Source organism: Psychrobacillus sp. FSL K6-4615, assembly GCF_038008225.1.
Taxonomy (GTDB): domain Bacteria; phylum Bacillota; class Bacilli; order Bacillales_A; family Planococcaceae; genus Psychrobacillus; species Psychrobacillus psychrotolerans.
The window spans coordinates 709,643-729,754 of the sequence record NZ_JBBOYQ010000001.1; the positions used below are offsets into that span (position 1 = coordinate 709,643).

Below are 20,112 nucleotides of genomic sequence, written 5' to 3' on the forward strand. Positions count from 1 at the left end.
ATTAATGAGTTACTCTATGAACAAAAAGATACACATTAAACGCAATATAGAAGAAGATTTCCAGTCACAACAACAAATAGATAAATGGATTCTGTATATATTGATTGCAGCAATTATCCTAGTTCCCTTATTAATAGGTGGACATATTTCAGAGGTGATAAGTCCAATTATTTCAAATGTAGATCAATTAGTATCAGGAGAAAAAGTTGATATTTTTACGTTTTATAAATTCACCGCACTAGTCACACTAACTATACTTGCAGTTGGGCTATTCTTATATAAACTGTTATTTTTAAATTATAGTTTAAGAGTAAGTCCAATTTTATATTTCATTGCTATATTTTTAATAGCAATTATTTTTGCAACTATATTTTCACCAAATAAGACATTAGCTCTGTTTGGTCAATACAATCGATCAGATGGTGGGATTTCATACATATGTTATATTTTATTGATGTTTGTCGCAGTGCATATTAAATATCCGAAAAGAATAGTGGAATATGTGCTATATGCTTTTTATCCACTAGTTATTGTAAACTTCTTTTTAACTACAATGAATTTCACAGGGCATGATGCTTTGAATTATGCACCACTTAATGAGGCATTAACTATCTTTGCTCCGGAGATAGTATTTCAAGACGGCTCTAATTTAATAGGTACACTTAATCATTGGAATTATATGAGCGGCATGTTCGCCGTTGTTACAGTAATGTATCTATCATGGATTATTTTAGATAATAATTATTCACGAAGATTTGTTAACTTAATCATTGCATTGATGGGGATAACCACGATGCTGATAGGCATGTCTGCAAGTGGTTTTGTAACTTTTGTGTGTATGACGGTTGTAATTTTATGGATTGCAATTAAATGTTCAAATAAAAAAATAGCTTTACTATATCTAGCTAGTTTTTATTTACTAACTGCTGGAATTCTACATATATTGTCACTGAAAGATTATAAAGTTTGGGATGAGTCTTTGGGATTCTTCTTACCCGGAAATCCATATGTGGTTGAGCAACCTAAAGAAACATCTATAATAGAATTTAATGATTTTAATCCAACAAGATTCCTAGGTACTGCTGCATTTGCGGCTGATACTAAATTTACAATACCAGAGTTACCAGAAAACAAATGGGGACCTGGAACAGGTCGAGTGTATATTTGGAAACAATCACTTCAGTTAGTCGTTGAAAAACCACTGTTTGGCTATGGGTTAGATACTCTGATATACAATTTTCCACATTATGATATTGATGCTCAAGCTAACTTAAATGAAGTAACAATTGTTGATAAGCCACATAATTTTTACATTGGAATTATTTATGGTACAGGAATAATAGGGTTAATTGGGTTCTTAGGTATAATTCTTAGCATTAGTTGGCCAGCAATTAAATCAATTATACGCTTTAATCATATGTCTTCCCCAGTAGTTATATTAAGCATTACATGGTTAGCATTTTTAGTTCAAGCGTTATTTAATGACTCCTTACCTGGAACAACTACACCTCTATTTATAATAGGGGGAGTAATAATAGTATTGTTAAACAAAGATATCACAACTAAAAATGATGATTCAATTATAAATTAATTTTAATGGATTCAAAAGACAAATAAACGTAGGTGTGAATTATGTTTTCTTCAAAATTAGTAGAATTTAAAAAAGCAACTAAACTAACTATCGAACTCTCTAAAAGTGATTTGAAAAATAGATATGTAGGTTCAATTTTAGGCATTCTGTGGGGATTTATTCAACCACTTATTACAATATTAATATTTTGGTTTGTTTTTCAAGTTGGATTCAAATCTATGCCTGTGGATGATTTCCCCTTTATATTATGGTTAATGTGTGCAATGATACCTTGGTTCTTTTTTTCGGATAGCTTAAATGGAGCTACCAATTCTATTGTAGAAAGTAGTTATTTGGTGAAAAAGGTGAATTTCAGAGTTGGGATTTTGCCTTTAGTAAAAATATTATCATCTTTTTATATTCATGTATTTTTCATCGTCTTTTTATTTATCATGTTTTTTATCTATGGATACGATTTTAATATTTACAATTTACAAGTAATATATTATTTGATAGCTACTGTAATGTTATTGATAGGATTTTCATATTTAACTTCTAGTCTGGTAATATTTTTAAAGGATGTAGGACATCTAGTAAATATGCTTTTACAATTCTGTTTCTGGATAACACCTATTTTTTGGTCATTAGATATACTACCAGAGAAGTATAAGTTTCTCATGAAATTAAATCCAGTATATTATATTACCGAAGGATACAGATATACATTTATTTATGAACAATGGTTTTGGGAAAAGCCAAATTTAACTTTGTATTTTTGGCTATTTACTATAATAAATCTATTCATTGGTTTATTTGTATTTAAAAAACTTAGATCACATTTTGCAGATGTATTATAGGAGTAATGTAAATGGAAAACATAGCAATTATTGCGAGTAAAATTACTAAAAAGTATAAGTTGTATAACAACCCCATAGATAGATTAAAAGATTCCTTTAGTGGTAAAGGAAAATATTCAAAAGAATTTTCTGCCTTGAATGATATTTCTTTCGAAATAAAAAAAGGTGAATCGGTTGGTATTATTGGGAAAAATGGATCGGGTAAATCTACTTTATTAAAAATAATTACTGGAGTGTTAACTCCTACTTCTGGTTTTATGAAATCAAATGGGAATATATCCGCAATTTTAGAATTGGGTGCAGGTTTTAACCCTGAACAAACAGGACTACAGAATATTTATTTAAGTGGAACAATTATGGGGTATACGAGGGAACAAATGGAAGAAAGAGTCCCAGAAATAATAGAGTTTGCCGATATAGGAGATTTTATAAATCAGCCTGTAAAAAATTATTCAAGTGGTATGTATGTCCGATTAGCTTTTTCTGTAGCAATAAGCGTAGATCCAGATATACTTATAGTGGATGAGGCACTAAGTGTAGGAGATATTAGATTCCAACAAAAATGTTTAAGAAAAATTGAAGAAATGAAGAGAAATAAAACAATATTATTTGTTTCTCATGACTTATTACAATTGAATAAATTTTGCGACCGCCTTATTTGGATAAATGAAGGTGAATTAAAAGGTGATGGAGATCCAGAAGATATATCTAAGCAGTATCAAGCTTTTATGGCTGGAAGTGCTCTCGATACCTATCTTGAGGATGAAGTCATTGATATACAAGAAGGAAACGCAGAAATAGATCCAATTGATAATAGTCTCCAAATGTTTGGTGACAACAAAGCCAAAATAATTGGAATAAGTATGTTTAATGATAAAGAGAAGAAAATTTTTCAGACAAAGATTGGCGATAAAATAATGATCGCTATTAATGTAAATTACAAAGAAGCAATACTAAATCCGATTATAGGTTTTAGTATAAAAGATAGGATTGGAAATATTGTAACCCAAACGAATACATTTGTCTTAGAACAACGGCTAAACAATGCTTTAGCTAATAGAAGTTATATTTATAAATTTGAATTTCAAGTACCTCCATTAAAAAATGGAACCTACACAGTTTCCCCAGCTGTAGCTTCAGGTAGTCAGTTTGAACATATTCAACACTGTTGGGTGCATGATGCATTAATAATTCAGGTTGATGATAAACAGGGTTATGATTTAGAAGGTTTTATGGTTTTAGATAGCGTATCTTTTGATACAATACTAAGCTAATTAAGGAGTTTGAAAATGAAATTCACAGGAGAAAGATATATTCCAAACACTATTGAAGACGATGATGAAATAAAAGCAGAACACTTACAGAGATATCAAGCAGTAATTGATGTTGTTAAAGGAAAAGTAGTTTTAGATGCTGCATGTGGAGAAGGATACGGCTCAGAATTATTAATGGAACAAGCAGAATTAGTATTTGGTTTGGACATTGATGAAGAGTCTATAGAACTTGCAAAGAAAAAATACATATATCCAAACCTTAAGTTCTTGACAGGTAGCATTGCTAATCTTCCATTTGAGGACAATTTTTTTGATGTTGTAGTATCTTTTGAAACGATAGAGCATGTTTCAGAGGAAGTCCAAGCACTATTTCTAAAAGAAATAAAAAGGGTTTTAAAACACGATGGTATCTGCATAATGTCAACTCCAAATAAAGAAGTATATACAGACAATAGAAACTATAAAAACCCATTTCATGTTAAAGAATTTTACAGAAATGAGTTTTATGAATTTTTGAATTCTTCTTTTGAAAACGTAGAGTTTTATTACCAATTTATGGAAAATGTTCAACTTCTAAGTAATGAACAAGATAAGAATATAAAAAGTATAAACCTTCGAAATAATTTTGCTGAACAAAGTAAATATATACTGGCAATTTGTTCAGATTTTGCTATTAGCGATGATGTTAAGATAAACTCCATGCTGATTGAAGCAGGTACATATAATAGAAATATTGAAAGAATAATTGAACTACAAGATGAAGTAGAGGTTCGTAATAAACATATAGCTCACTTAGACAAAGAGATATTAGAAAAAGACAGGTATATAAAACTTGTTGATGAGTCCAGTAGATTGAGTGATGTAGAAAAAGACTTGAAAAAGGCATTATTACAAAGTGAAGAATTAAAAGATAACCTTATTAAAGATATTACTGAAATACGCGTTGAAAATGAAATCTTAAAACAAAAAGAGAGAGTATTAGAGAATATATATATATCGGACGGTTGGAACTTTTTACTTAAATATTACAAGTTAAGAGATAAAATTATTCCTTCTCAAGGAAAAGCTAGACTTTTTATAAAATTATTCAAAAAAATTATAGTAGATGGAAATTATAAATTAATAAACAAAGAAAATGCAAAGAAATTTGTATATTACTTTAAAAATCAAAACTTATCTATGTTAGAAAACCGAGTAGAGACATACATAGATAGGAATACAAATGACAACTCACAATTAAACTTAACTCTTATTAAAAACGATAATAATTATCAAAAAATAACGATAGAAAAATCTTTAAAGCCGTTTGTTTCTATAGTAATACCTGTTTATAATCAGTGGGATTACACGTACTCATGCATAAAGTCAATAGTAGCAAATACAACGAACGTTTCATATGAAATTATTGTTGCGGATGATATGTCTACAGATGAAACTATTAATATTGATAAGTATGTGGAAAATGCTGTTGTAGTTCGTGATGGTCAAAATAGAGGGTTTCTTTTAAATTGTAAAAATGCTGCAAAATCAGCTAGAGGTAAGTATGTCTTATTTCTAAACAATGATACCCAGGTTCAAGAGGGATGGTTAGATTCACTTGTTGAGTTAATTGAGAGTGATGCTAGTATCGGGATGGTAGGATCTAAATTAGTATATCCTGATGGGCGTCTACAGGAAGCCGGCGGTATTATTTGGGATGATGCAAGTGGTTGGAATTTTGGTAGACTAGACGATCCGTCAAAGTCAGAGTTTAATTATGTAAAAGAAGTGGATTATATTTCCGGTGCAGCCATTATGATCAATAAACAGCTGTGGGATGAGATTGGTGGATTTGATGAAAGATATGTACCTGCTTATTATGAGGACACTGATTTAGCGTTTGAAGTACGTAAACATGGCTTTAAAGTTATGTATCAACCTAAATCTGTTGTAGTCCATTTTGAAGGGATATCACATGGTACTGATGAGGGTAGCAATATAAAGAGTTATCAAAGTAAAAATAAGAATGTCTTTCTTGCAAAGTGGAAGAATGAGTTAGAAACATATCAGTTACCAAATGCAAAAGATGTTTTTTTGGCTAGAGATAGAAGTATGGACAAGAAAACAATTGTGGTTATAGACCACTATGTACCGCATTATGATAAAGACGCGGGTGGGCGATGTACTTACTATTATCTGAAATTATTTAAATCACTAGGATATAATGTGATTTTCATTGGAGATAATTTTTACAAACATGAGCCTTATACGTCAAACTTACAGGCACTAGGGATACAAGTACTATATGGTAATGAATATGCTAAAAATATAGAAAAATGGTTTAAGATCAATGGAGAGTATATAGATTACGTATACTTGAATAGACCACATATAGCTATTAAATATGTTGATATGATAAGAAAATATACTAACTCCAAACTAATATATTTTGGTCATGATCTACATTACTTAAGAGAGCTAAGAAATTATGAGGTAGAGGGTAAACCAGAACTATTAAAATCTTCGAATGAATGGAAAAAAATTGAGTTTGATTTATTTGAAAAAGCAGATGTTATTCATGTAGTAGGATCTTATGAACAATCAGTGCTTCAAAAAGAATTCCCAAATAAACCAATTAGAAATATTCCTTTATATATGTTTAATGAAGAAGAAATTAATATTGAAAAAGAAACTTATCAAAATAGAGAAAGCATATTATTTGTAGGCGGATTTGGTCATAAGCCTAATTATGATGGGGTAATATGGTTCATTAATGAGGTTTTCCCTTCTATATTAGAACAAAAACCAGATATGGAATTTTTCATTGTCGGGTCTAATCCACCAGAGGATGTTAAATTATTAAATTCTAGTAATATTATTGTAACTGGTTATGTCACAGATGAAGAATTAAAACAATATTATAGTAAGTCTAGAATAGTAGTCGTTCCATTAAGATATGGGGCTGGAGTTAAAGGAAAAGTCGTTGAAGCTATATACCACCAAGTACCAATAGTTACTACCGAGGTAGGTTCAGAAGGATTAAATGAAGCTAATGAATACATGATGATTGCAAAAGATAATAAAGCATTTTCAAAAATGGTAATAGATTTATATGATGACGAAAAGATATGGACAAGTTTATCTTATAAGTCCAAAGACTATATCAAAAAGTATTTCACAATTGATGCTGCAAGTGAACAAGTGAAATTAGATATAAACTAGACAAGAAATTATATCAACAAAATTATTTAAAAATAGAGGAGAAACAAATGATTAATTTAATTTTGTGTGGTGGGAATGGGACAAGATTGTGGCCAATTTCACGTACCCTTCACCCTAAACAATTTAGCAAATTTGATGGGAAATCACTATTCCAAGAGACTGTTCTAAGAAATTCTAAATATACTTCTAAGCAAATAATTGTCACAAATACTGAACAACAATTTCTAGCAAAAGATCAACTTAATGAAATAGGTAATTTTGAACCAACTTTCATTTTAGAGCCAGTTGGAAGAAATACAGCAGCAGCAATAGCTTTAGCATGTCACAGTTTGGAACAAGATGACATAATTCTTGTTACACCTTCTGATCATTTAATAAAAAATAAATCAGAATATGAAGCAATAATAGCTGAAGGTAAAAAGTTAGCCGAAGAAGGTAGCCTAGTTACTTTTGGCATTACCCCCGTCTATCCGGAGACAGGTTATGGTTATATTCAGGCTATAGGGAAAGAAGTAATATCTTTCAAGGAAAAGCCAAGTGTGGAAGTTGCGCAAGAATATATAAAATCTGGGACCTATTACTGGAATAGTGGAATGTTTATGTTTAAATCAAGCACGTTCTTAAAGGAATTAGAAAAGTATGCACCAGAAATATTCACATTGGCAAAAGAAGCGATTGTCACTTCTGAAAAGGTAAATGAAAACATTTCAATTAATCTGGGAAAAATGAGCAATATTCCTGACTTAAGTGTTGATTATGCAGTCATGGAAAATTCAGATTCTATCAAGATAATACCTTCAAATATAAGTTGGTCTGATATGGGTAGCTTTGAATCACTTTATGAAGGACTGGAATTACCAATAGATGAACAAGGTAATATGACAAGTGGTAAAAATGTAAGTTTAAATTCAAAAAATAACCTAATTCTTTCAAATAAAACAGTTGCAACAATTAATGTTGAAGATTTAATAATAGTGGATACACCCGATGCATTGTTAGTAAGCTCAAAAGGTTCTTCACATGAAGTTAAAAAGGTTGTAGAACAACTAAAAGTAGAACAGCCAAATCTTGTGAATGAGCATATAACAGCACATCGTCCATGGGGAGTATATACAATTTTAGAAGATAGTCCAGGTTTTAAGATTAAAAAAATAGTCGTAAAACCCGGGAAAAAACTATCTTTACAGAAACATCATCATAGAAATGAACATTGGGTAGTGGTAAGTGGAACAGCAACAGTTACTGTAGGAGAAAATGAGTTTTTTGTAAGGCCAAATGAATCGACATATATAAAAATGGGAGAAGTTCATAGATTAGAGAATTCAGGGAAAATAGATCTTGTTTTAATTGAAGTTCAAGTAGGTGAGTATTTAGAGGAAGATGATATTATCCGTATCGAGGATGATTTCAAGAGAAGGTAAATAAATGAGTCAATATCATAAATCATACTTTTAAAAATATGTAAGATATTCTTCTGACCATTTTCTTGATTTTTTAAAACCTGCAGACAACAAAACTTTTTGTTTTGCGGACTTTAACCTATCCATACCAAACGTGAAGGGCTATGGCTATTAGTAAGTGTTACGGATTGGAAATTCAGTTTAACTTTGGTGAAATAAATCGTGATTTAATGGACAGTTCTCTCATTCTTTTGGCCGAGAATATTCAAGGATTCATATTTTGCATCATACCTATCATACCGATAAGAATAATCTCGCGCGTAAGTTGGTGCTTAATTTTCGTCAAAACATATTACTATAATTTCATTACGTGGATTGTAAGGAATGACTGCGTGAATCATCGTCCGAAACTGCTGATAAATTGGTGTAAAATCGTATCCCTTGTCTATTATTCCAGCCTCAAATAGACTCATTGCAGCTATTCCATCATTCAGATTACCGGAACTCTTTAAACTTCTGACTTTCTCAGGGTACTCACGGCTATATGACATTAACCAAACTAGACTTCATTTTTTCAGTCGTTCTTTTTCTTAACACCATGGAATGCGATTTCTTTTTCATAGATTGTTTTTTCTTCTTCAACTCTTTGTTTTGCCACTTATCACTTGGCACGTTCATTTTTAGACTTACGTCCGCGTTGCTTTAGCTATCAGCACAATTTGTACTTTTGTCAAAGCAACAGCTTCACTGGTGGAGGTAATCATGAGAGTAGGAAGCTTCGAATGGCACTTCGTCTGATAATAGAAAATCACAATCAAACCGAAAGAATAGATCAATTTTTAAACGTTTGACCAATCGTGTAATTAGGTATTATTTCCACACACGAGAGAATAACAAAAATCATTGAACAACCTATTGTCTTTTATAGAAGATTATAATCAATGATGCAAGTTCTAACGCCGAAATAGCATGGGACCGATGGTAAATCCCATTTCAAATAATTTCTGTAGGTCAAACAGGTTATCTCGTCTTATATAGGCGTAGAGCATTTTCCTTTCCTGTTGAAGTGTGTTTGGTAACTGTAATAATACAGGAGCTGGGGAAGTCATCTATTTTCTTGTCACTTTCGCTTTGAGTCAGAAGGGCTCAGAATTATGGAATTAACTCAGCTGTCTAGTCAATTCCAACATGCCTTGACACATAAAAAATATATAATGTAAATATCAAAAGTTGAACTTTGGAGGAGTATAATGGAAGTATATAAAAAGATGAAAAATAACATATTTTTAATTTTAGTTATTTTTACAATCATATTATTATCTATAGGCCATTTATTTAATGTTTGGTTAGTTATTAATGATGATATCATTGCACATTTAAATGCAAGTAGATTAGGGTTTATAGATTATATGAAGTTTGGAATTGAAGCTTGGATAAATCAAGGAAGACCTAATTTCATTGCATATATTAGTTATTTCATACCATTTGCTTTTGATAATTTTATTTATTATAAAATAATTTCAATTACCACTATTTTATCTAATATTGTATTATTAGCTGCTTTATTTTATCAAGTTTTTAAGTCAAAATGGATAGCATTAATTTGTTTTCTATTAGGAATAGTAGGCTTACAGAATAGTTGGGAACATAACCCAATAACATCTTTTCCAGGTTTTTTTAGTATTTCTATTAGTATTTTATTACTTTCACTCATAACTTTTTCATTATACCTAGAAAAAAAGAAGAAGTTATACTTATATATTAGTTTGTTATGTTATTTCTTTACATTATATACATATGAATTATTTGTTAGTTATATATTACTATTTATTGTATTAGCTTTAATAGAAGAAAAAAACTTTAGAAACATAGTAGAAAAATGTAAATGTCATTTAATTCTGATATTTTTTTATTTAGTTACTTATTTGTTATTTAGAAGCTTAAATGAGAGTTTATATGAAGGAGTACAACTCAGTAATAATTACTTTACTTTGGATGTCCTAAAGGTAATTTGGCAATATAGTATTTCGGCTATTCCTACTTACTTCTTATTCAATGAAAAGTATCAATATTTATTATATATATATAGCGATTTACATGAAAAAAATTTAACACTTTCAAACATAATAGATTCACTAAGAATGGTATGGGTTTTAAAAGCAATTTTAGTTTATGCAGTCTTTGTTTATTGCGCATTAAAAATAAAGGTGAATAAAAACAGTAAGTATTTATTAGTTTCAATTATCTTAGCAATTATTTATTTTTTTACGCCATCAATACCCCTAGCAATTACAAAGCATTATCAAGATACGGTTATGAATGATCACTTGTTAGGCATGCCGGTTTCTTATTTTTCTTATATTTCATTAATTGCATTATCCACATTCATTCTTGTGTTTTTACTGAATTTAAATATTAGAAAAAAAGTATTAAGTAAAATCTTAATATTTGTAATAGCTTTAGGTGTATCTTTTATAAGTATAGGTGTAGATTTTAATAATTATTATATTAGTGAAAATCAAGCTTTAGCGATGTACAAATGGAAAACAATCGATAAATTTATAGAATCAGAAGACTTCAAAAATGTACCAAATAATTCATATATAGTTGCCCCAACATTATGGGAGCAAGTAGGTAGTTTAGGAATTCATGATTCTTATTGGGATGAGTACTTCGACTATAAAACAAATCATGAAAAAAATGTAGATATTATAAAAGATATTGAAGATGTGCCTTTAGATACTTTAAACGTATATGTATTGAAATATTCACAAAATACACATTCAGAAAATCAGTATTTACTATTTAGCAAAGTTGATAGAGTTAGTAATTTTGAAACTTCAAATCAAGTTAGTATATACAATTACACATATTACGATGATTATACTTTAATTGGTAGAAAAATGAAAAATGATATTTCCAATATTGAAATTACTGGTGTCAAAATTGTAGAAGCAGCAAATACTTTTGTATTAACAATTAGCCCCTCAAATTATTCCATTGATAATGGCTTAAAAAAAACCATAATAACTGGAGATCAAATTCAGATAGACACATTATTCATTAACTACAATAACGAAAAATTTTATCAATAAATTCAATAAATATTTTATTAGTTAGATGAACATGCTGAACCCAAAGTAAATATACTGCTTATTGAAAATAGAATCGAAGAATGTGTTTTTTTGCAAAGCCACATATTTTTCAGGCACGAGGATTTGAAAAAAATTTAATATAGAAATAATTTCTTCGTAAAGCTTGAAAAGTAGAAAGAGAGTGAAACTGAAAATGAACAGTATTTTTTTACAAAAAATAAATTTCAAAGAAAAAATATTACTACTTGTTATCGTTATGGGGTCAATATCTTTATTTTTATACTATTTAAATCTAAACAATAGTGTAAATTATTATGACGAGGGAGGATATATAGAATTTGCTCAGAAGATTATTGAGTTAGGTCTTTTTAATGTTGAATCTGATATTAGAACATATTTATTTCCATTAATTATATCTTTATTTTTATTTATATTTGATGGTAATTTAGATTATGCAAAAATAGCCATGAGTATTTTTCAATTCTTAGTTTATGTATTTACTGTTATTTTTATAACTACAAATACAATTAAAAATAATTCTAGAGATTCAAAAATTATTGGAATGTCAATACTCTTTTTTGGACTTCTAAACCCCTACCTAATCCAATCTACTACTTTATTATTAACTGATCTGTTAGCAAGTTGCTTTATAGTATTATCTATTTCAATTATTTTATACAAAAATATCTTGAGAATAAGTGTAAGTTCAATATCTATTTTTCTTATCTATGCTGCAGTAATGATTAGACCATCTTCTTTAATATTTCTGCCAATAGTATTGGGTTTTTCACTTTATAAGATAATAAAATTAAATAAAATTAAGAGAACCATGATTAATAATATTCTTAAATACTTTTTGATTGTGTTTGCATTTTTAATATTATTTTTCCCTCAAATTTATATGAATGTTACTAAGTTTAACCATTTCACTCCCCTTATTCATGTAAGTCTATATGAAGATCAAAGTAAGTGGGCTGTACAATCACTTAAATATGGTACTGTTACTGTAGAAGGTCAAGAACCAACACTGCACTTTAAGAGTCCAATTATGTTGGGTGAAGATTTCACGATTTTCGAACTAATTTATAAGAATATATTTGCATTTATTTATATTTATTCAGCTCACATTTTCGGGGTTTTTGATTGGGGATATGTCGATACATATATTAAAGACTTCTATCCTATAAGTAGGATTTTTGGTTCAATATTTTTGTATAGTACATGGTATTTCATTTTTATAGGTATTTTTAAATTTTTCGTAAATTATAATAGCGAGAGGACAAAGATTAATCTAGGTTTATTAGTTTCTGCAATTTTATACACATTGTTCATTGCAACAACATTAATTGAATCTAGATTTGGTTATCCCATATTGTTGCTTTTATTACCGTTTGCGGGTTATGGAATTCAAAGTATGAAGCTCAACATACTAAAAGTAGTTTCATTTTTCTTTGTTATCCTTGTTTGTTTTACAATTTCTTTTTCACTTGATTTACAAACTAACAGAATTAACTGGTATCAGCATTTAACTGTTAAAGATACTAGTAATTTGAAAATAACAAAAGAATTAAATCAAAAGCAAGATTGGGAGTTTGTAAGAGACTATAATGGTTATAAGGTTTTTCAATTCAAAGCTTTTAAAGATATTGGACAAGCACAAGATATGATATTAGAAAAAAGTGACGGTACAAAACTTCAATTTGATGATGATTTTTCTTCAGCAGAAAAATTTTCAAATAGACATTGGGAAAACCCTCACCATTTTGTAATTTCTGTATCGGATAAAGACACCAAATGGGAAGAAGATTATATTCCTACAACAGTAGATATAAAAAACTATTTTAAAAAATATCCTTATAATATCATATATTCAAAATAAGTTGGAGGTAATTAATTGAAAACTAATAATAGTGAGTTAATGGAGATTGGTGTACTCGGTGATGAAAGAGGTAACTTATCAGTTCTCGAAAGTTATATAAATCTTCCTTTCGAAATTAAGAGAGTGTTTTATATTTATAGTACAAAGGATGGAGTAAGAAGAGGTTTTCATGCTCATTATAAAACAAAACAGGCATTAATTAGTGTTGCTGGTTCTTGCAAAGTTTCTCTTGATAATACAGTTAGGAAAGAAGATGTAATTTTGGATTCACCTAACAAGGTATTGATATTAGAACCAAATGATTGGCATGAAATGTACGATTTTTCGGATGATTGTGTTTTACTTGTTTTAGCTTCAGAATTATATAATAGTAATGATTATATTAGAGATTATGAAGAGTTTATTAAAGTTTATAGTGAGACTAAATAGGAGGTATTATTATGAATTACTTTAAACATTCTCATGCATTAGTAGAGAGTACCAAAATTGGGAATGATACTAGAGTTTGGGCTTTTGTTCACATTCTACCAAACGCAAAAATTGGTGAAAACTGTAATATATGTGATCATTGTTTTATTGAAAATAATGTTGAAATCGGCGACAACGTTACCATAAAATCAGGTATCTACATATGGGATGGGGTTAAAATAGAAAATAATGCTTTTTTAGGCCCAAATGTTGTATTTACAAATGATTTACTTCCAAGAAGTAAAAAGTATCCGGACTCTTTTTTATCTACAACAGTAGAAGAAGGGGCAAGTATTGGTGCTAATAGTGTAATAATAGCAGGTAATGTCATAGGTAGATACGCAATGGTTGGTGCAGGTTCCGTAATTACTAAAGATGTACCAGCATATACTTTAGTTTATGGAAATCCAGCAAGAATTAAATATAATATATGTGAATGTACTGAAAAACTAACTTTTGACTCTGAAAATATTGCGTTATGTAATTGTGGAAAAAGATATGCAAAAGATAGCAATGAAACTATAAACCCATTGAACTAGGAGATGTAAATTAATGATTCCTTTCTTAGATTTAAAAGCGATAAATGAACAGTATCAGGAGGTAATAAGTGATGAACTAAACAAAGTTCTGAAATCTGGATGGTATATATTGGGGGAATCTGTCGAAAAATTTGAAGGGAAATTTGCTAGCTACTGTGGTAGTAGATATTGTGTAGGGGTCGCGAATGGTTTAGACGCACTCTCATTAATTATTAAAGCATTTGATATTGGTGAAGGGGACGAGGTAATTGTTCCTTCTAATACATACATTGCATCAATGTTGTCTATTTCGCTAAACGGAGCAACGCCAGTTTTGATAGAACCTGATATAAATACTTACAACATTGACCCTTTAAAAATTGAAAACAAAATTACTGACAAAACAAAAGCAATTATGGTCGTTCATTTATATGGACAAGCTTGTGATATGTCTGCAATTCAACTCATTGCGGATAAATATAAATTAAAAGTAATTGAAGATTGTGCACAATCTCATGGTGCTTTATTTGAGGGACAAAAGGTTGGAAGTTTTGGGGACGCTGGCGCGTTTAGTTTCTACCCTGGAAAAAATTTAGGAGCACTAGGTGACGCTGGAGCAATTACAACAAATGATGAAGAACTTTACTTGAAATTAAAAGCATATAGAAACTATGGGTCCCATAAAAAATATGAAAATATATATAAAGGCAATAATAGTAGACTTGATGAAATACAAGCTGCTGTACTTTCAGTGAAACTAGATTACTTAGACAAAGAAAATGAGCATAGAAAAGAAATAGCAAAATATTATTTGGGAAATATTAAAAACGAAAAAATTATTCTACCATTACTAATTCAAGAAGAACACCATGTTTGGCATTTATTTGTAGTTAGAACTAAGGATAGAGATAAGTTACAAAGATATTTATTAGACCATAAAATCCAATCCTTAATACATTATCCAATTCCTCCCCATAAACAGGAAGCATATAGAGAGTGGAATCATCTTTCTTATGAAATTTCAGAAAGAATACACAGGGAAGTATTAAGCCTACCAATTAGTCCAGTGTTATCAATGGAAGAAGTGAAACAGATAGTAGAGGTAATTAACAGTTATGAGTAAAAAAAAATTTTCTATTCTTATACCGGTTTATTTTAACGAATTGAATATTCCACATACTATACCAAGATTACAGATGTTATCAGAAAGTTTCTCTAACTATGAAATGGAATTTATTTTTGTTGACGATGGATCAAAAGATAATTCATTAAGATTATTATTAGATGAAAAAAAGAAAGATTCTCGTATTAAGGTGATAAAATTAAGTAAAAATTATGGTTCCATGCAAGCTATTCAAGCAGGGTTAAATTATGTAACTGGTGATTGTGTTGGTATTATTTCAGCTGATCTTCAGGATCCCCCAGAATTATTTGAAGAAATGATAAAAAGCTGGGAACAAGGCAAAAAGATTATCATGGCAACCAGAGAAGATCGAAATGAAACATTTTCTCAAAAACTTTTTTCAAATACATACTATTATTTAATGGACAAATTCGCCATCAAAGGGTACCCAAAAGGTGGTTTTGACTTCGTATTAATTGATAGACAAGTGGTTAATGAGTTGAAAAATATAAATGAAAAAAATACTAATATTATGAGTCTCATCTTTTCTTTAGGGTATGAGCAAGCCTCGATACCTTATATAAGACAGGAAAGAGAGCATGGTAAGTCTAAATGGACATTCTCCAAAAAGGTAAAATTATTTGTGGATTCCTTTGTAAGTTTCTCGTATGTTCCAATTAGATTTATGACTGGAATGGGTTTTATAATTGCAATACTCAGCTTTATTTATGCTCTCTATACTATGATTAGTTATTTATTTGGCAACGTTGGTGTTCAAGGATGGACTACAATTGTGGCTTTAATAACTTTATTACAAGGAATAATGATGATTATGCTTGGAATTATAGGAGAATATTTATGGAGAATTTTAGATGAAACAAGAAAACGTCCAGGATACATTGTCGATGAAGTTTTTGAATAAAGAATTCTTCCGATTTTTAATAGTAGGACTAGTAAACACCGCAGCTACCTATATACTATATTTAATATTATTACTATTCCTCAACTATAATATCTCCTATATTATTTCATATTTGAGTGGGATACTTATAGCCTTCTTATTAAATGCAAAGTATGTATTTAATGTGAGACTTACAGTAGGAAAGGCTGTAAAGTACCCAGTAGTGTATATATTCCAATATATATTGAATGTATTCATGCTGAACGCTCTTGTTGAGAATCGAATATTACATGAGACATTGGCACCATTGTTAGTAATTATTATTTCTTTACCAATTACATTTTTTATGTCTAAATTTATTTTAAAGAAATAGAATAAGAGGAGAGGAATTTAAGTGAAAGGAATAATTCTAGCGGGCGGTAGTGGAACAAGATTATATCCACTTACACGTTCAGTGTCAAAACAGTTGCTTCCAATCTATGATAAGCCGATGATTTATTATCCTCTGTCCATTTTGATGTTAGCAGGAATTAAGGAAATAATGATTATATCTACACCCGAGGACACGCCCCGCTTTGAACAACTATTGGGAAATGGGATGGATCTAGGGATTCAACTATCTTATGCTGTTCAACAATCACCAGATGGGTTAGCTCAAGCCTTTGTTATTGGAGAACAATTTATTGGTGAGGATTCAGTGGCTTTGATTTTAGGAGATAATATATTTTATGGTCATGGGTTTACTTCGATGTTAGAGAAGGTGGCTTCTCGTGAGAGTGGAGCGACTGTTTTTGGTTATAATGTGAAAGACCCAGAACGTTTTGGGGTTGTTGAATTTAGTGATTCTGGAAAAGTAATATCTATTGAAGAGAAGCCATTAGTGCCTAAATCGAGTTATGCTGTAACTGGACTATATTTTTATGATAATCGGGTTGTGGAAATAGCTAAGTCAATAAAGCCGTCTGCACGAGGAGAGTTAGAGATTACTGATATAAATAAAGCCTACTTAGAATTAGGTAATCTTCATGTAGAACTACTAGGACGTGGGTTTGCTTGGTTGGATACAGGTACCCATGAATCTCTTCTTGAGGCATCGACATTCATTGAGACAATAGAAAGAAGACAAAGTTTAAAGGTAGCTTGTTTAGAAGAAATTGCTTATCGAAAAGGCTATATTACTAGAGAACATCTAATAAGTTTAGCAGAACCTCTAAGTAAAAATGGCTATGGGCAGTATCTAATCGAGTTGGCAAATAGAAAACTGTGAGGAGACATACGAAAGTGAAGTTTATTAAAACAAGCTTAGTCGATGCTTACATTTTTGAACCAGATGTATTTGGTGATCATCGCGGTTTCTTTACCGAAACCTATAACGCAAGATTATTTAAAGAAAATGGGTTTTCATTTGATTTTATTCAAGATAACCATTCATTGTCAGTAGAAACGGGAACAATTAGAGGTCTTCATTATCAGTTAGATCCATATGCTCAGACGAAACTTTTAAGAGTAACTAAGGGTGCTGTTTATGATGTAATTGTAGATATACGGACAGGTTCTCCGACGTATGGGAAGTGGGAAGGATTTATCTTGAGTGAGGATAATAAGAGACAGCTTTTGGTACCAAAAGGTTTTGCTCATGGATATTGTACATTAGTTCAAAACACTGAAGTTCAATATAAAGTGGACAATTACTATTCACCAGAACATGATAGAGGTATTTCTTGGGATGATCCTCAGTTAAATATTCCTTGGCCGACTTCTAATCCAATTCTCTCAGAAAAGGATAAAAAACATCCTCATTTAACGGATGTAGATTGTCAATTTACTTTTAAAAGTAAGGAATGATAAAAATGAAAATATTAGTAACTGGTGGAGCAGGCTTTATCGGAAGTAATTTCGTAAATTATATGGTTCGTAAGTATTCTAATTATGAAATTTTGAACTTAGATGCCCTTACCTATGCGGGAAACCTAGAAAATCTGAAGGAATCAGAAGGTAAAAGTAATTATCGTTTTATAAAAGGTGATATTACGGACAAGGATCTTATCGATTCTATTCTTGCTGAGAAGGTAGACGTTATAATAAACTTCGCAGCTGAATCACATGTGGATCGTAGTATAACAAATCCAGGAGTATTTGTAAGTACGAATATTCAGGGTACACAAGTGCTTCTTGATGCAGCTAGAAAAAATAACATAAAGAAGTATGTTCAAGTGTCTACTGATGAAGTTTACGGTACTTTAGGAAAAGAAGGTTACTTTACGGAAGAAACTCCACTAGCACCGAATAGTCCATATAGTGCAAGTAAAGCTGGTGCGGATCTACTAGTTCAAGCTTACTCTGAGACATATGGATTGCCAGTAAATATTACGAGATGTTCTAATAATTATGGTCCATTCCACTTTCCAGAAAAGCTAATACCTTTAATGATTATTAATGCGTTAAATAATAAATCATTACCTATTTATGGAGACGGACTTAATATTCGTGATTGGTTACATGTTGAAGATCATTGTAGTGCGATTGATCTTGTATTACATGAAGGTAAGACTGGAGAAGTTTATAATGTTGGTGGTCACAATGAGAGATCAAATATCGATGTAGTTACTGAGATATTAAGACAACTAGATAAACCAGAATCGCTAATAGAATATGTAAATGACCGTTTAGGACATGATCGTCGTTACGCTATAGATCCAACAAAACTTCAAACAGAGCTTGGGTGGAAACCTAAATATACTTTTGAAACGGGTTTAAAGGAAACAATAGAGTGGTATCTAACAAATCGTTCTTGGTGGGAGAATATCATTTCCGGTGACTATAAACTATATTATGATGAACAATATGGTAACAAATCAGGTAATGAAAAATGAAAATACTTGTAACTGGAGCAAATGGACAACTTGGAACAGAACTAGTTCACCAGTTAGAACGAATAGATATTTCACTTTTTTCTTATACAAAAAACAATTTAGATATTACAGATTTTAAAAGAGTACAAAAAATTGTTAGGGAGATTCATCCAGATATTATTATAAATGCTGCAGCTTTTACAAATGTAGATCGAGCAGAAACAGAGAAAGAACTTGCATTTTCTATAAATTCTATTGGTCAAAGAAATTTAGCGGTAGCAGCTGAAGAAATTGATGCTAGAATTTGTTACATCAGTACAGATTATGTATTTGATGGAAATGCTGTTGAGCCTTATAAAGAATATTCCTTAGTAAATCCGTTAGGTACATATGGATATACAAAATATGCTGGAGAACAGTTGACACAAAGCTTGAATTCTAAGTATTATATTGTTCGTACAGCATGGGTATATGGTGAGTTTGGGAACAACTTTGTAAAAACTATGTTGAAATTAGCAACAGAGAAAGATGAGATTGGCGTAGTTCATGACCAAATTGGTTCTCCAACCTATGCAGTGGATTTGGCAGAGTTCATTATAGAACTTGTACAAACAAATAAATATGGCATTTATCATTGTACAAATAGTGGTTCATGTTCCTGGTATGAATTTGCTAAGGCCATTTTTGAGGAAGCTGATATAGATATTAATGTAATTCCATTAACTTCAGATCAATTCCCTAGACCTGCCAAGAGACCTAACTATTCGGTGCTTAATAATATGGCTCTTCAAGTAAATGGCTTCTCAACACGTAGACATTGGAGAGAAGCATTGCAATCTTTTATAATAAAGAATAACTGATATATAGGTGAGTGCTAAAATTGCACTCACCTATTTTTATTTGTATATAGTAGAAGTTTTACTAAAATAAGGTTAGAATAGGAGTTAAAAGAGAAAGAATATTCAACAAGGATA

The 20,112-nt window shown here is 30.4% G+C and carries 17 protein-coding genes; 16 read left to right on the top strand and 1 reads right to left on the bottom strand.

What is annotated here, in order from left to right; all coding sequences use genetic code 11:
- The first annotated feature begins 4 nt into the window (after nucleotides 1-4).
- The 5 genes from MKX53_RS03475 to MKX53_RS03495 are packed head-to-tail and all read left to right on the top strand — an operon-like array spanning nucleotide 5 to nucleotide 8,323.
- Nucleotides 5-1,591 carry an O-antigen ligase family protein gene (locus tag MKX53_RS03475; protein ID WP_340909107.1) on the top strand — a complete coding sequence of 529 codons (1,587 nt, stop codon included), beginning with the start codon at nucleotides 5-7 and terminating at the stop codon, nucleotides 1,589-1,591.
- Between the two features lie 41 nt (nucleotides 1,592-1,632).
- Nucleotides 1,633-2,427, top strand: a complete 795-nt coding sequence (locus MKX53_RS03480) for an ABC transporter permease (protein ID WP_340909110.1) — start codon at nucleotides 1,633-1,635, stop codon at nucleotides 2,425-2,427.
- An 11-nt stretch (nucleotides 2,428-2,438) separates the two neighbouring features.
- Nucleotides 2,439-3,701 carry an ABC transporter ATP-binding protein gene (locus MKX53_RS03485; RefSeq protein WP_340909112.1) on the top strand — a complete coding sequence of 421 codons (1,263 nt, stop codon included), beginning with the start codon at nucleotides 2,439-2,441 and terminating at the stop codon, nucleotides 3,699-3,701.
- Nucleotides 3,702-3,716: 15 nt separating this feature from the next.
- Nucleotides 3,717-6,902, top strand: a complete 3,186-nt coding sequence (locus tag MKX53_RS03490) for a glycosyltransferase (RefSeq protein ID WP_340909114.1) — start codon at nucleotides 3,717-3,719, stop codon at nucleotides 6,900-6,902.
- A 47-nt stretch (nucleotides 6,903-6,949) separates the two neighbouring features.
- Nucleotides 6,950-8,323: a mannose-1-phosphate guanylyltransferase/mannose-6-phosphate isomerase gene (locus tag MKX53_RS03495; RefSeq protein WP_340909116.1), complete on the top strand. Its 1,374-nt coding sequence runs from the start codon at nucleotides 6,950-6,952 to the stop codon at nucleotides 8,321-8,323.
- Nucleotides 8,324-8,634: 311 nt separating this feature from the next.
- On the opposite strand, the gene MKX53_RS03500 is transcribed toward MKX53_RS03495, so the two are convergent.
- Nucleotides 8,635-8,775 carry a hypothetical protein gene (locus MKX53_RS03500; protein WP_340909118.1) on the bottom strand — a complete coding sequence of 47 codons (141 nt, stop codon included), beginning with the start codon at nucleotides 8,773-8,775 and terminating at the stop codon, nucleotides 8,635-8,637.
- A gap of 777 nt (nucleotides 8,776-9,552) precedes the next feature.
- On the opposite strand from MKX53_RS03500, the gene MKX53_RS03505 reads away from it, so the two are divergent.
- The 11 genes from MKX53_RS03505 to rfbD all read left to right on the top strand — a co-directional run bounded on the left by MKX53_RS03505 (nucleotide 9,553) and on the right by rfbD (nucleotide 19,998).
- On the top strand, nucleotides 9,553-11,397 hold the full coding sequence (locus tag MKX53_RS03505; protein WP_340909119.1) for a hypothetical protein: 1,845 nt from the start codon (nucleotides 9,553-9,555) through the stop codon (nucleotides 11,395-11,397).
- A 181-nt stretch (nucleotides 11,398-11,578) separates the two neighbouring features.
- A complete protein-coding gene (locus tag MKX53_RS03510; RefSeq protein ID WP_340909122.1) occupies nucleotides 11,579-13,276 on the top strand; it encodes a hypothetical protein in 1,698 nt (565 codons plus the stop codon).
- 15 nt (nucleotides 13,277-13,291) lie between these two features.
- The gene (locus MKX53_RS03515) at nucleotides 13,292-13,705 is read left to right on the top strand and encodes a sugar 3,4-ketoisomerase (protein ID WP_340909124.1); all 414 of its coding nucleotides are present in this window, start codon (nucleotides 13,292-13,294) and stop codon (nucleotides 13,703-13,705) included.
- 11 nt (nucleotides 13,706-13,716) lie between these two features.
- On the top strand, nucleotides 13,717-14,283 hold the full coding sequence (locus MKX53_RS03520) for an acyltransferase (protein ID WP_340909126.1): 567 nt from the start codon (nucleotides 13,717-13,719) through the stop codon (nucleotides 14,281-14,283).
- Between the two features lie 13 nt (nucleotides 14,284-14,296).
- Nucleotides 14,297-15,385 (top strand): DegT/DnrJ/EryC1/StrS family aminotransferase, encoded by a 1,089-nt coding sequence (locus tag MKX53_RS03525; protein ID WP_340909128.1) that lies wholly within the window; start codon nucleotides 14,297-14,299, stop codon nucleotides 15,383-15,385.
- Nucleotides 15,378-16,307, top strand: coding sequence for a glycosyltransferase family 2 protein (locus MKX53_RS03530; RefSeq protein WP_340909129.1), 930 nt, complete (start codon nucleotides 15,378-15,380; stop codon nucleotides 16,305-16,307). The genes MKX53_RS03525 and MKX53_RS03530 overlap by 8 nt, the downstream gene beginning before the upstream one ends.
- Nucleotides 16,258-16,659: a GtrA family protein gene (locus MKX53_RS03535; RefSeq protein WP_340909130.1), complete on the top strand. Its 402-nt coding sequence runs from the start codon at nucleotides 16,258-16,260 to the stop codon at nucleotides 16,657-16,659. The genes MKX53_RS03530 and MKX53_RS03535 overlap by 50 nt, the downstream gene beginning before the upstream one ends.
- Before the next feature lie 21 nt (nucleotides 16,660-16,680).
- On the top strand, nucleotides 16,681-17,553 hold the full coding sequence (rfbA, locus tag MKX53_RS03540; RefSeq protein ID WP_340909131.1) for a glucose-1-phosphate thymidylyltransferase RfbA: 873 nt from the start codon (nucleotides 16,681-16,683) through the stop codon (nucleotides 17,551-17,553).
- 14 nt (nucleotides 17,554-17,567) lie between these two features.
- Entirely contained in the window at nucleotides 17,568-18,131 is a 564-nt protein-coding gene (gene rfbC, locus MKX53_RS03545) for a dTDP-4-dehydrorhamnose 3,5-epimerase (RefSeq protein WP_340909132.1), read from the top strand.
- Between the two features lie 5 nt (nucleotides 18,132-18,136).
- Nucleotides 18,137-19,159, top strand: a complete 1,023-nt coding sequence (rfbB, locus tag MKX53_RS03550) for a dTDP-glucose 4,6-dehydratase (protein WP_340909134.1) — start codon at nucleotides 18,137-18,139, stop codon at nucleotides 19,157-19,159.
- Nucleotides 19,156-19,998, top strand: coding sequence for a dTDP-4-dehydrorhamnose reductase (rfbD, locus tag MKX53_RS03555; RefSeq protein WP_340909136.1), 843 nt, complete (start codon nucleotides 19,156-19,158; stop codon nucleotides 19,996-19,998). The genes rfbB and rfbD overlap by 4 nt, the downstream gene beginning before the upstream one ends.
- Nucleotides 19,999-20,112 lie beyond the last annotated feature (114 nt).